At 59.4% G+C, this 12,983-nt stretch carries 9 protein-coding genes; 3 read left to right on the top strand and 6 right to left on the bottom strand.

Annotated features, from left to right (window positions below):
• Positions 1-545: 545 nt before the first annotated feature.
• Complete coding sequence (locus LG047_RS11925; protein ID WP_227966872.1) at positions 546-1,145, bottom strand: hypothetical protein; 600 nt, start codon at positions 1,143-1,145, stop codon at positions 546-548.
• A gap of 441 nt (positions 1,146-1,586) precedes the next feature.
• Here LG047_RS11925 and LG047_RS11920 point away from each other — a divergent pair, with 441 nt between their 5' ends.
• Entirely contained in the window at positions 1,587-2,459 is an 873-nt protein-coding gene (locus LG047_RS11920; protein WP_227966871.1) for an IS5 family transposase, read from the top strand.
• Here the strand turns inward: LG047_RS11920 and LG047_RS11915 are convergent.
• Positions 2,417-4,294 carry a DNA methyltransferase gene (locus tag LG047_RS11915; RefSeq protein ID WP_227966870.1) on the bottom strand — a complete coding sequence of 626 codons (1,878 nt, stop codon included), beginning with the start codon at positions 4,292-4,294 and terminating at the stop codon, positions 2,417-2,419. The two genes, LG047_RS11920 and LG047_RS11915, sit on opposite strands and share 43 nt — an antisense overlap.
• A 220-nt stretch (positions 4,295-4,514) precedes the next feature.
• Here LG047_RS11915 and LG047_RS11910 point away from each other — a divergent pair.
• Positions 4,515-5,665 (top strand): IS3 family transposase gene (locus LG047_RS11910; RefSeq protein ID WP_370635049.1). Its coding sequence is split into 2 segments (ribosomal slippage): positions 4,515-4,776 and positions 4,776-5,665, totalling 1,152 coding nucleotides; the frame shifts between segments, so codons are not numbered across the junction.
• 27 nt (positions 5,666-5,692) lie between these two features.
• Here the strand turns inward: LG047_RS11910 and LG047_RS11905 are convergent.
• From LG047_RS11905 to LG047_RS11890, 4 genes are all read right to left on the bottom strand, one after another.
• Positions 5,693-6,010: a hypothetical protein gene (locus LG047_RS11905; protein WP_227966868.1), complete on the bottom strand. Its 318-nt coding sequence runs from the start codon at positions 6,008-6,010 to the stop codon at positions 5,693-5,695.
• A complete protein-coding gene (locus tag LG047_RS11900) occupies positions 6,010-6,900 on the bottom strand; it encodes a hypothetical protein (RefSeq protein ID WP_227966866.1) in 891 nt (296 codons plus the stop codon). Before LG047_RS11900 ends, LG047_RS11905 begins: the two co-directional genes overlap by 1 nt.
• A 104-nt stretch (positions 6,901-7,004) precedes the next feature.
• Positions 7,005-8,876: a DUF262 domain-containing protein gene (locus tag LG047_RS11895; protein WP_227966864.1), complete on the bottom strand. Its 1,872-nt coding sequence runs from the start codon at positions 8,874-8,876 to the stop codon at positions 7,005-7,007.
• Positions 8,876-11,914, bottom strand: a complete 3,039-nt coding sequence (locus LG047_RS11890) for a BPTD_3080 family restriction endonuclease (RefSeq protein WP_255679569.1) — start codon at positions 11,912-11,914, stop codon at positions 8,876-8,878. The genes LG047_RS11895 and LG047_RS11890 overlap by 1 nt, the downstream gene beginning before the upstream one ends.
• A 158-nt stretch (positions 11,915-12,072) precedes the next feature.
• Between LG047_RS11890 and LG047_RS11885 the strand changes: the two genes are divergently transcribed.
• Entirely contained in the window at positions 12,073-12,642 is a 570-nt protein-coding gene (locus LG047_RS11885) for a helix-turn-helix domain-containing protein (RefSeq protein WP_227966860.1), read from the top strand.
• The last annotated feature ends 341 nt before the right edge of the window (positions 12,643-12,983 follow it).

The raw sequence follows: 12,983 nt of genomic DNA, 5'->3' as shown, positions 1-12,983 counted from the left end.
AGCGCAGATCGCGCGGCGTCACTCAGCGTCCCGTCTGAAGCCTCCATCGGATCCGCGCTTTGAGCGCGCATTAGCTCTTCCGCGACGACAGAACGTGGCTCCCAACCCCAGATCAAAGCCGACAGCAGAAGATTCAATCCGAGGAACGACAGACGCGAATCTGATTTTAAAGATTGCCGATTGCATCTTTTTTCATGCGTTCCTGCACGCTCTGTCATGACATCAGGCTCCCCTCAGCTACAAAGATCCTGCAATTTCCTCCAATTACGAAGGTTGTGGCCGGCAACGCCCGCGAGCCGCGAATATCGTGCATGCAAATATGCCAATTATTGAAAATACAATCTTCCGTGAAAACCAAACCCCGGCCGCATATTAATCGTGGCATCGGCCTACTCCCGCGCGTTTTCTGGACTCTGGCGGGCGCTCGTGCGGAAGACGAAACACGATTGCGCCCCGATCTTCATTTTTGCCGCCTCGCAATCCATAAAGCGACTGCGATCGGCTGGCATCGAGGTTCTCCCTGACGCCGTTCTTCGCGGGACTGCTCAACGTGAATATGGCGCTGGCTGCTCTTCTGGTTCTTCCGCCCGGCTTCCTCTTTGGCCGTTTACCTCTATCCAGTCCTTCTTATGGCAATCGACCCCTTTATGTGCGCAAAGCCAACTGGGCTCACGGACCATGAAGAGCCGCCATGGCTCTAATTTTATATTGGCCCATTCGACATATATCGTCTTCGTGTAGAGGCTGACGTGCCAAGGCTCTTTTTTAACGCTGTATTTTGGCCCATGCAGTTGTTTGAAATCCCGGGAGTATAATTGGTCTGCTAACCTGTTGAGCAACGGGCTCTGGAATGTGGTGACGGGCTGCTTACCCAACATGACTCCGACCACAATGTTTTGCGCATCAGCCGGATTGGTGAATCGGAACGGTCTCATCTGGTGCAGGTTTCTCCACGTCTGCTCCAGCGCCATTTCCATGCCGCCCTTGCCGAACCTGCAGGCTTGCTCTCGATTGAATCCGGCGATCGTTACATGATGACCGCCCCATCGCACCCCCGGTTCGAAGCCGGGCGAGAGGTACACGCCCCAGGCGTTGGCGTGACATTGGGAGACGGGTATCTGCCCCGTCTCCTGAGCTTTTGCCAAGTCAAAGCTCCCTGCCCACGAAAGCGCACAGAAGAAAGCGAGAAGATTCCAAGCAATTAGTCTCAAAATGGCTCGCCTCTCGCGTTTCTTCCTCAAACTAATCTACCGTAAAATTAGTCTCGAAATCAGGATTTAACACAGTATTCCTGAAAAACATGGCGCGACTTTCCGCCTCACCTTCTCTCGACAAGCGTTGGCGCCGGGACTTTTTTGATCGAGATAAAGGGTGACGGCTGCCGCCCGCGTCTGAGAGCTTGGAGACCTTTTCGGCGGGTTTGGCCGCGCGAATCTGGGCGTCGGTCAGCGGCAGGTCGGTATACTTGTTAGCAGATCGGGGTCTGCCAACAAATATACCACGGATTCGTTGGATACAAACGGACGCGCCGGGACGCCCTAGAGGGTGTTATGTACTTTGGTCGTTGATTGCCTTAGTAGAATGGGATGTCTCCGATTCGGAAGCCTTATCCGTCTGACGTCAACGACGAAGAGTGGTCGCTGGTTGCGCCGTATCTGACGCTCATGGACGAAAGCGCGCCGCAGCGCCAACATTCGCTGCGCGAGCTGTTCAACGGGCTACGTTACGTGCTGCGCTACGGCATCGCATGGCGCGCCATGCCTAATGATCTGCCGCCGTGGTCGGCCGTGTATCAGCAATCGCAGCGCTGGCTGGCGGCGGGCGTATTCGAGGCGCTGGCGCAGGATTTGCGCGCCGTCTTGCGCATCGTCTCCGGGCGGGCTGCCGAGCCGACGGCGGCGATCATCGACAGCCGCACCTTGCGGTCGACCCCGGAGAGCGGCCCGCGAGCCGGTTATGACGGCGCAAAGCGCAAGCGTGGCTCGAAGCTGCACATGGCGGTCGATACATTGGGCCATCTACTGGCGCTGCATGTCACGCCGGCCAACGTCGACGACCGCGCCGAGGTCGGCAAGCTCGCCGCCGCCGTGCAGGAAGCGACCGGCGACAGCGTCGAACTCATCTATGTCGATCAGGGCTACACCGGCGAGAACGCGGCCGAAGCAGCAAAAGCGCAGGGCGCCGAACTTTGCGTCGTCAAACTCGCCGAGGCGAAGAAGGGCTTCGTGCTGCTGCCCAAGCGCTGGGTGGTCGAGCGTTCATTCGCTTGGGCGACGCGATGCAGGCGGCTCGTCAAAGATTACGAGCGCTATGCTCAGACCCTCGCAGGACTACACGTTGAACTGATGGGGTGGATGCTCCCTCCACCCCATCAGTTCAGAGTGTCATTCAAGGGCTTTGCAATTAGTGGCTTCATTCAATCCACCCCAAACACCTTCATCACCTCATCCCCAAGGTGATTAATCACCTTCACCGCGATCCGCCCGCTCTTCGGCTTCGGGAACGGGCGCGAGACGTCCGAATACAAGCTCGCCCAGGCTTCCTCATCGATCTCGGCCTTCAGCGTCGTCTTCAAAGCCTTATACGGGTCATTCGCTCCCAAAAAGTAAGCGTGGCGGACGAAGAAGCTTTCTTCGTTGTAGTCGGTGTCGAGCATCCATAGGGCGATGCCGTCCGTGCCTTCGGAGACGACCTCGCCCGTCTGCGGCTTGAATACGTCGACGCCGAACACCTTTACGCGGATCATGTCGTCGCCGGCGTCCTCGATCTTGATGTCCGGCTCGCCGAAGATCACGAAGAGATTGCCGGCGCCGGTCGTCTTCAGCTCGCCGCCCATATGCAGATCGGGATTCATGCGGGCTTTCAGCACCGGCACGCGGCCGAGCTTGTCGAACTCCGCCGAATGGGCGTCGTAGTTGAAGGCGCAGGCGATCATCACGTCGAAGCCGGCGTCGCCCGCCTCGCGTGCGGCGGCGACGAGATCGGGGCGCGCGACCGTGCCGAATTCCGGGCCGATGAAAACGCCCGCGCGCTTTTCCTTCTCGCCCTCCATGAAGCGGCCTTCGGCGCAGATGAAGCGGCCGGGCCAGCCCGTGAGGCTCGTGAAGACGATCTTGTCTTCCTTATGCGCCTGCTGCACGCCGGCGGCGCGGAGATTTTCGAGGATCATCGCGGCGAAATCCGTCATGGCGTCGTCGCGCGACGGCGGGGCGCGATTGCCTTCGGCCGCATCCAGCATATCGATCAGCTCGTCGTCCCAATCGACGGCAAGCGTGCGATGCGGCGAGAGGCTTTCGACGGTGAAGGGGCCGGCGACGCGGATGCGGTCCTTGTCGATATAGGGCTTGTCGTAGAGATATTCGAAGTCCGCCTTGGCGGCGATGGAGGCGTCGATTTCCTTCTGGCGGGCGATGCGCGCCTCCCACCATTTGGCATGGGCGTCCTTGGCGGCGGCGGGCCATTCGGCGTCGGCTTCGCGAGGTATCTCCCATTCTTCCCAGGCTTTCGCCTCGCCCTTCGAGACGCCGCCGCGCGGCTCCTCAGGGTGAGGCGAAAGGGATGCCCGCGTCTTGCCAGAAGCGCCCTCATCCTGAGGAGCGCCCGCAGGGCGCGTCTCGAAGGACGAGGGCGCGCGCCCCAGCGCCTTGTTCAGCGCCTCGCGCAGCGGCTCCAGCGTCGCCTGCCACTTCTCCCAGATCACGTCGATCTCGGCATTGTTGGCGATGCTTTTAAGCGTGATGTGTGGCACGCGCTCATAGACGAAGCCGTGGCGGATGTCACCGCGCGTCGGCGCGCTCTTGGGTGGCGTGCGCGTGATCTCGCCTTCCTTGCGTTGGCCCTCGGGCGTGTCGGCAAGAAGATAATAGGGATAGCGCGCGCCCATCAGACGCGACCGGGCAAGCGCGACAGCGACGCGCGACGTGTCGATGGTGATCCAGCGCCGCCCCCATTGCTCGGCGACATAGGCGCTGGTGCCGGAGCCGCAGGTCGGGTCCAGCACGAGATCGCCGGGATCGGTGGTCATGAGGATGCAGCGGGCGACTGCACTAGTTGATGTTTGGACCACATAAATTTTTGGGTCTGAGCGGCTCTGGACGCCCGTCACATCACTCCAAACATTTGACTTTGGCGACGCTGGGAAATCCGAAAGGCAGCGCCGATATCGCAGGTTTTTGGAGAGAGGTTCTATCCGATCCGATTTCTTGAGGCGCTCAATACCCGATGAAGTCGTTGACCAACCGCGGGTTGAGGTCGGCGAATAAACTGTTGCCTGGAACAAAACTGGATAGCCCATAGCAGACTCGGGGCCGGTTGCCCTACCTTGTCTTTGTGACGTCAGATCTCCAAGGCTATATACCTTGGTGCCGTCGGGAACACCTCTTAGGCCCAGTCGCACTTCTTGATCGAGCACAAACGAAGTTCCGTCCTGCCTTAATCCGCGGTCATAGCGATCTAAGCTGCTGCCGGTTTCGTGGACGCCGAGAAACGGTGTTTCATGAGGCCGGAGGTTTGTTATGGCGAGACGGATATTCAGTCGGGAGTTCAAGGTCGAGGCGGTTCGGTTGGTGAAGGAGCGCGGCGTCACCGTCGCGCAGGCCTGCCGCGATCTGGATGTGCATGAGAACGTGTTGCGGCGCTGGGTTCGGGAGCTGACGACGGATCCCTTGCAGGCCTTCCCCGGACACGGCCAGCAGAAGCCGGAGCAACTGGAGATCGAAAGGCTGCGCCGTGAGGTCGCCAAACCGCGGGCGGAGCGCGACATTCTAAAAAAGGCCGCAGCCTTCTTTGCGAGGGAAGCGAAATGAGGTTCGCTTTCGTCGCAAAGCACCGGAGCGTCTGGCCGGTGGCGTGGCTCTGCGAAGCGCTGGACGTGTCCCGATCGGGCTTTCACGCCTGGCTGCGTCGCGGGCCGAGCGCCCGATCGGTCGCGGACGAGGAGCTGACAAAGAAAATCCGCGCGAGCTTCGTGGGCAGCGCCCGAACCTACGGCGCCCGCCGCGTCTGGCGGGACGTTCTAGCCGAAGGCGTCTCCTGCGGCCTGCACAAGATCGAACGGTTGATGCGGGCAAACGCCTTGCGGGCGCGACCGCGTCGCCGGGGTCAGCCGAAGGACGACGGACAAAGGTCGGCGGTCGTCGCGCCGAATGTTCTCGACCGGCAGTTCGCCGCGCAAGCGCCGAACCAGAAGTGGATCGCCGACTTCACCTATATTTGGACGGCGGAAGGCTGGCTCTACGTCGCCGCAGTCATCGACCTGTTCTCGCGAAGGGTCGTCGGCTGGTCGATGAAAGCCGAGATGACCGCTGGTCTTGTCGCGGATGCATTGATGATGGCGATCTGGCGTCGCGGCAAGCCGGACGCCTTGCTGCATCACTCCGACAGGGGCAGCCAATATACGAGCGAGCAGTTCCAGCGCCTCATGGCCGACAATGGCGTCGTTTGCTCGATGAGCCGATCCGGCAATGTCTGGGACAATGCGGCGATGGAGAGCTTCTTCTCTTCACTGAAGACGGAGCGGATCGGGAAGAAACTCTACCGCACGCGTGACGACGCCCGGGCAGACGTCTTCGATTACGTCGAGCGGTTCTACAACCCCGTCCGCAGGCATTCGACGATCGGCTACGTCAGCCCGGTTGAGTTCGAAAAGAAGGTGGGAGTAACTTAACTCGGCGTCCACGAAACCGGCAGCAGCTCACGCCGCCTCTTCGGCGCGGCGCTTGGATTCGCGCTTCAGATCGTCGATGATGACCTTGGGGTGGACCTTCTCCTGAATATAAAGCGGCGGCGCCTGCACGACGAGGTCGGACCAGTCCTGCTCATCCTTCCCGCGCCAGACGAGCTGCGGATCGAGGTCTCTGTTCCGCCGCTCATAGGCAAGCCGGATCGGCGACTTGTCCTCCTCACGCATGACGCTCTCGAACTCCGCCGTCGGGATATTCTTCCGCGACGCGGCGTCGTGCTTGAGGGCTTCGACCTCGATGGGCTTCGATTTCCTGGGTTCTTTGGCCATCAGGCCGCCTCTGACAGGAATTGATACCGCTCGCGAAGATATTGCGCCCAGTCCGCCGACGGACTGTCCCTGCCGACGCTGTCGATGACGGGCAGGAACGCCGATTCGATGTTGCAAGCGTGAAAGCGGTCGGGCCGGACAAGCAATTTCGAGAAAACGGTAAACGCGTCATCCCCGAATTTGCGAAGCGCCGGCGACGTTACGCGGTGGAGGTCGGAATTTCCACGCGGCGAGAGATGCAGCACGAGGACGCGCTCTGCCCCGTCCTCACACGCGCCCTCCATCCGATGCGCAAGCATCTGCTGACGGACAAGCTGATAGAATGGCTCCCAGAAGAAGTCGTCTATGGTCAGGCCAAGATCCGCCCGGATCGGTCCATCGGGATCAAGGAGCTTGTCAGCGTATCTTGCGCGACGTTTATCGTTTCCGTGGCCGGGAATATTTTTGTCCGCAAGAGGCGCGCCGTAGCATTCGGTGTATTTCCACTCGATGAGCGCCGTGCACACGGTCGAGCCCGTATCGAACCTAACGACAGCGTCTGCGCTTGTAGCATTCGCGCCACGCGTCGCACGCCCGTCTTTTGGCCATTCGGAGAGATAATCTTCTTTCCCTGTCCATTCGAAGTCGACAAACCGGTCACCGCAGACCGGCAACATCGCCGGGGGCGCAATTTTCAGCGCCTGCGCAACGACACGCGACAGCAAGTCAGGTTCGTGCGCCAGGGGCGCAAGAAAGTTGACACAGCAAACCTGCGAGGACAGCGCGTGGTTGGCGTGGCGGTGCCATTGTATTGCCGCGTCTTCGAAATGCTTTCTTATGCCGGCGGCGTAGGACGGGTTGAGGTTCAGTTCCGCCTTTTCCGGCTTCAGGCGATAGGCCCAACCATCCATCAATTCCCCGGAATATCTGGAGAAAAACGCAGCCTGCTGCTCTTGTTGCAGTGCCGCGAAAGACTTTCGACGAGGCATTTTCAACTCAGGGTTAGCCGTATCCATCAGGCAGCCTCCGCATCGAGGGCTTCATTTTCCTCGGTCTCTTCGTGGTCCATGACGTCTTTCTGATATTCGTCGGCGCCTTCCGGCTGCACGACCGGCTTGCCCATGGCGTCGCCGACAATCTGCGCGAGCCGCGCGAGTCGAGCCTCGAAGAAACCGTCGAAATCATCGTTGCGCAGGAAGGACGGCTCGATGAAATGCGTGCGCAGAATGTCGTCGAGCTTTTCCGCAGATATGCCCTGCTTATCCTGAATGCGCTTTAAATAAACCGATGGCGCATCGCCGCTGATCGCGATGTTGGATTTCTTCGAGAGCGGCGTTTTATTGACGATCGAATTGAAGACGCTCGGCGGGATATTCTTTTTCTTGCACCAGTCCTGAGGGAAGATGTGATGAATGTCGATCTTCTCGTTGAAGAACGTCATGATGTCGGTGGGCTTGCCCGAGATAAAGTCGAGGCAACCTTGCTTCATCATCAACGCATGGAGGCCTTTATAGGCGGCGGACAGGCGCGAACGAAGGGAGCGCAGCCGATCGCGCTGGAAGAGCGCTTCCTGCAGCGATCGTGGCGGCGCTCCGACACCTTTGATCCAGTCGACGAGCTCGGGCACGTCATTGGCGAGTCGCCCCTCTGTGCTGGACCCGTATAATTCGCCGAATACGACCGACCAAAACCATTGCGCGAGCTTCTCCTTCGCCGCAGCCGTGTCGGCGGCGTCGCCAAGGATCGCGGATGTGGAAGCGAGCGCCACGAGCAAGGGCGGATAAGGCACGTCCTTGTGCCAGATAATCTTAAGCTCGTTCAGGAAGGTTCCCGCGTTGATGAAGCCCTGCTCGACCGCATCGTTGTAGGCCTTGTAGCCTTCGAGAGGGAGCGCGAGGAGAGCCTCTCGTTTGCAGCTGACAGCCGGAAGGTCTTTCCCAGTCGCCCCGGCCTGCGCGCGCTCCAGTCGCTTTGCGCGCGTATGAAGGAGCGTGCAGGCCTGGAGGAAGTCGGTGCTCGCCAACTCGGTGAGCACATCCCTGCGGTTGTGGGGGCCGATGATCCGGTGACGCCGACCGCCTTTCTTGTCGCCGCCGTCCCAATCGGCGCGCAAGTCGAACTCATCCGAGGCGTAGATCGCAGTAACAAGCTCGAATGCGTCGAGCTTTTTCCCGCCGACATTCACCTTTTCAAAGACGGTACAAATTGCCTCTCGGCTGTTCCGCCTATCCAGCCGTATGATCGGCATTTTATAACGCTGAAAGCGATCGACCGGCCCCCGGTCGAAATCGCGCATCAGATCGCCGACATCGCGTCCCTTGGATTTCCAGTAATCTCTCCAATCGTAAAGCCAGTCGTTGGCTTCGAAAATCCGATTGAGAGGGAAATGGTCGCGCTCGAACTCCAGCTCCGCCGTCGAGAGATCGAGAACGACATCCTTGCCAAAATTGATTCTGAGCTTTCGGTCTGCGGGCACGCCAATGATCGCGTTCTCGACGTCGTCGCCGGTGGAAATCGCGAGTTTGATGTCGAGATAATAAAGCCGCTCTACTTCAGCGTTTTTCGCGTTCTTTGTAACGACAGGCTTCTGCGAGAAGGAAGTTTGGTAGAGCGAGGTCATACGCTGCTGCCCGTCGAGCAGAAGCTCTTCAGGTTTCGCGCCTTTATCAGGTGCGCCTTCCAAAACGCGGGGTTTGAACCGCAATTCTCCGCCGGTCTCTAGCGTTAGCAACGCGCCGACGGGGAAGCCTTTGATGACCGATGCAATGAGACTCCGAACATCTGCGTCGTTCCAGACATAGCTGCGTTGGAACTCGGGCAACTGCAGTTTGCCCTGATCCACCTTTTTCAGCAGATCTTTCAGGTCTTCCTTGGTGATGTCGAACATCAGACTTTTTCCCCGAGAATGCCGTCAACCAGCGCGGAAAAATTGCTTTCAATCTCGTAGACTGCCGTGAACTCGGCAAATTCCCACCGCCCGAATTTGCCCAAATTGTTGACGCCCGGAACCCAATAGGCACGCATTGTGTTGGCCTTTTCCTTGGCGTCCTCGCCACGATAGCCCTTGATCTCGACGATGAGATTGAGGGGATCGTCACGGCCATCATCGATCTGCACGATGAAATCGGGCAGATATTTGCGGGGCGCCGAGCCCATCAGATAGGGAACTTCAAGCCCAAGGTTCTGGTTCTTGGCATAAGCGCGCACCTTCGGGTGCGACTCGGCGACTCGGCAGAATTCAGCCTCCCAGTCGCTGTCGCATACGACCCAATTGATGTGGCATTTGCAGGGATCGGTCTGCCACCGTGTCTCCTTAGACGTCGAGAAGTTGACGTAGGAGGTCGAACCCGTGGGATTGTAGGCGTCTAGGATCGCTTTGACAGGGTTGTCGCCGACGAGCGTCAGCGTGATCGCCGCCTTGATACGCTCGGCGGCCATGTCGGCGATTTCCTTATATGCGAGTTGGGCCGGATAGGTTCCCCCCGAACATTTGAGGTATCCGCCTTCGAGCCATTGCCGCGCGATACGTTTCAATTGACCAAAAAGGTGAAGCTTGGGCGCTTCTCCGATGTCGCGATATTTGCTGTAAAGGAGATGAGTCGTGAGGTCATAGAGAATGGACGATGCGCGCTTGTCTTGCAGATGCGCCAGCGTCAGATCGACGCCCTCGCCTACAATTCCCTGATTCTTGGTGATCGATGGCCCGACGAGTTCGGGCGTCAAATGCAACACATGGTCCGGCCCGAAGCTCGCTTGCAGCCGCTCCTGAGGAAGATCGATCCGATACCCTTCGACGCGCGGAAAGACGATCTCCAGCGCGTCCCTCTCCGGCTTGACGGCATGGACGCGAACCGTCTCGCGCGCCTTGCCTGGCGGGGCGATGACAGGCTTCGACGCGAAGTCGAAGGGAATGCCGAGAACGTCGGCATATTCCACATCGAACAGGCCCTCGTCGTTCAGGTCATAGGATGCGCGGCGCAGCGCGCGGCCGACGACCTGCTCGCAGAGCAGCTGCGTGCCGAAGGCGCGCACGCCGAGAATATGCGTCACGGTGTTGGCGTCCCAACCCTCGGTAAGCATAGACACGGAAACGACGCAGCGTATCTGCTCGCCGAGCTTCCCCTTTTTGCCGACGGTGTTCATCACCTCGCGGAGGAGAGTCGCTTCGTCGATGGACTCTCCCGCCCGCGCATCGCCGGTCCGCTCGACGAGATCGCGTCGAAATTGTTCGATTTCGTCGGCCGCAATTTCCTTGAAGTCCTTGTCGAGCGCCTCGCCAGATTCGAGTTGGGCGCTGTCGATGAGGATGGTGTTGGGGCGCGGCAGGCGATCTCCGAACTCGTTGAAATTGCGAAACAGCTCGAAGTGACCGTTCTGCAACGTCGTCTCGTCACCCTCGGTGCGATGGAAGCCGGAGATGTATTTGTAGACAGCCTCTGACGTCGAGGTATTGTTGCAAACGACGATAAATACCGGCGGCACGCCGATTTTCGCCTCTTCCCAAAGCTCGAATGTCTTTTTGTAATGGCCGTAAAGCGCATCGAGCGCTGTTTGCAGTTCCACTGGCAGGCTGAGCGGGTCCGCCGCGCCGCCGCCGGCCCCGCGCCCCTTCTTTGGCAGCTTCTTGCCGATATACTCCCAAAGATTGCGGAATTTCGGAGTATCTCCACCGGGAACGTTATCAGCGACAGGCACACGCGGCAGCTTGACGATCCCGCATTCGATGGCGTCCATCAAAGAGAAGTCGCTCATCGTCCAAGGAAAGAGGGTTCCCTCGACGTAGCCCGAGCCGCGCAGGAAGAATGGCGTCGCGGAAAGGTCGTAGACCAGCGAGATCCCTAGTTTGCGCTTGACGATCTCCAGTCCGGAAATCCACATGCGCGCAGCTTCGTTATTCTCCTTGGCCTCGAGCCTTTCCTCGCCCTTGAGTTCCTCCTCGACGTCGTCCCCATCCTTGACTCGCTCGCGATAGCAATGGTGCGCCTCGTCGTTAAGGACAACGATATTTTTTAAGCCCATCAGCTCCGGCATGACGCGCTGGAGCATTTGGCCTTCCGTCTCTAGCGTCTGCACTTTCTCGCCGCGCCAGCCCTCCAGCGCCTGCCGTGTCCCCTTGGAGAGTTCGATCCGCTCACGCAGCTTAAAGGCATGGTAGTTGGTGATGACGATCTTCGCCTGATCGATGTCGCGCAGCATGTCGGGCGGCACGATCTCGCGGTGGCGGTAATAGCTCTGCGGATCGTTCGGCAACAGCACCTGAAGACGGTCGCGGATGGTGATCCCGGGCGCAACGACCAAAAAGCCGCGCGAAAAATTCTTGCTGTTCGGATGGCGGATCGCGTTGACAGTCTGCCAGGCGATAAGCATGGCCATCACAGTCGTTTTTCCAGCTCCAGTCGCCAGCTTCAATCCGAGTCGGAGCAACTCCGGGTTTGCCTGGGCGTTCGCGCCCTTAAGATATTCTACGAACTTCGAGCCCTTGGCGCCCATCTTCGGAGCGACCTCGACGAGCCATATGGCAGTTTCGACGGCCTCGATCTGGCAGAAAAACGGCCGCACGCCTGCAAACTGGTGGTGACGCCAATGTTGCAGCAGCCGCGCCGTCTCCGAGGTGACCTGCCATTGGTCTGGATTCTTGAGGTTGCGCCAGACCTCAACGTAGGTGCGGACCTCGTTGATGATCGGCGTGGGATTGTATTCCTGCTCCCTGGACGAGATTCCCTCGCCGGCGTCGAAAACGAAACCACCGGGCTCACGGGAGCGGCGGCGCTTCTTTGGCTTGGGCACCGGCGTAATGAGATCGGAGCGCCTGCGCGCCTCGATGATAAGGTTGGTCGGCTGGCCGTCACCATCTAGCTCCCAGTGACGGACTGGGCGTTCATATGGAGAATTAAGAATCGGTCGTTCAAAAAATGATTCGGCCATAGACCAGAGACTTAACGCATTGACTGGGCTGCTTCAACGCGCGTTCTGAAAGGCGAACAAATGATACCGTTTCCGGCTGATTGACTCGGAGAAACGGGGATTCTCGGAGAGGCGGGAAGCAGTTAGGCTGCGTCGTCATGAATCGCAGGAGGCGGATCATGGCGACGATAGTTGCGCATTTGAGCGTCGAGGCGTTGCGTGAGCGGTATGTTTCGAGTTCGAACGCGCGCGAGGCGCGGCATTTCCAGACGATCTGGCTTCTCGCCAAGGGACACAGCGTCGGCGAGGTCGTCGAGATGACTTCGTTTGGTCGACGGTGGATCGAGCAGCTCACCGCCCGCTACAACGCGGAAGGCCCCGGGTCCTTGGGCGAACTGCGCCGACGCAACGGTTCGGCGGCGACGGTTTTGAAACCGGACCTGCTCGATAAACTCCGCCTTCGATTGAAAGAACCGCCGGACGACGGCGGCTTGTGGACGAGCACGAAGGTCGCGGCCTTTCTCGCGGGCGAACTCGGCTTGGAAACGGTGGCGGCGCAATGCGGTTGGGAGGCGCTGAAGGCTTGCGGCATGTCGATCCAGGCGCCGCTCCCAAAAAACCCGAAGTCGGCGTCGCCCGAAGAGGCGGCGGCGCAAAAAAGCTCGAAGACGTCGCCGCCAAGGAAGCCGCAAAGGATCCCCGGCGGCCGGTTGAAGTGTTCGCGAGCGACGAGCATCGACTCGGCCTGAAGCCTGTCACGCGGCGTGTCTGAGCGCCCATTGGCGAACAGCCAACCGCGCCCGGCCACCATCGTTTCGACGGGCTCTACGCCACCGCCTTCGTCTCGCCCGCGACTGGCGAAACCATCAAAAGCCGCGCCGGATTTAACTGGTGGCCAAAAATCGCAAACCCGAATTAATCATCCGGAAACCGTATGAAAGACGCGCGCAAGGGGCGGATTTGTTCCCTGGTCGCACTTGCCGAGAACGGAACTAGGAGGGCAGGTCCGAATTTATATTTCCGCTTACCGAGCTCTTACCAACTTTCTGGACCTTCGAAAGCAGGCGGAAGTTTTTAGTACAAGTGCTTG

The sequence above is a fragment of the Methylocystis sp. WRRC1 genome, from assembly GCF_020733155.1.
Classification (GTDB): Bacteria; Pseudomonadota; Alphaproteobacteria; order Rhizobiales; family Beijerinckiaceae; genus Methylocystis.
Note: the sequence above shows the minus strand (reverse complement) of the source record. Positions and strands in the feature narration are given on the sequence as shown.

What these genes read in the sequence shown, in the direction of transcription:
- LG047_RS11890 (WP_255679569.1), bottom strand. Translation starts at nt 11,914, where the DNA reads ATGGCCGAATCATTTTTTGAACGACCGATTCTTAATTCTCCATATGAA.
- LG047_RS11915 (WP_227966870.1), bottom strand. Translation starts at nt 4,294, where the DNA reads ATGGGCTATCCAGTTTTGTTCCAGGCAACAGTTTATTCGCCGACCTCA.
- LG047_RS11885 (WP_227966860.1), top strand. Translation starts at nt 12,073, where the DNA reads ATGGCGACGATAGTTGCGCATTTGAGCGTCGAGGCGTTGCGTGAGCGG.
- LG047_RS11900 (WP_227966866.1), bottom strand. Translation starts at nt 6,900, where the DNA reads ATGGATGGTTGGGCCTATCGCCTGAAGCCGGAAAAGGCGGAACTGAAC.
- LG047_RS11905 (WP_227966868.1), bottom strand. Translation starts at nt 6,010, where the DNA reads ATGGCCAAAGAACCCAGGAAATCGAAGCCCATCGAGGTCGAAGCCCTC.
- LG047_RS11920 (WP_227966871.1), top strand. Translation starts at nt 1,587, where the DNA reads ATGTCTCCGATTCGGAAGCCTTATCCGTCTGACGTCAACGACGAAGAG.
- LG047_RS11895 (WP_227966864.1), bottom strand. Translation starts at nt 8,876, where the DNA reads ATGTTCGACATCACCAAGGAAGACCTGAAAGATCTGCTGAAAAAGGTG.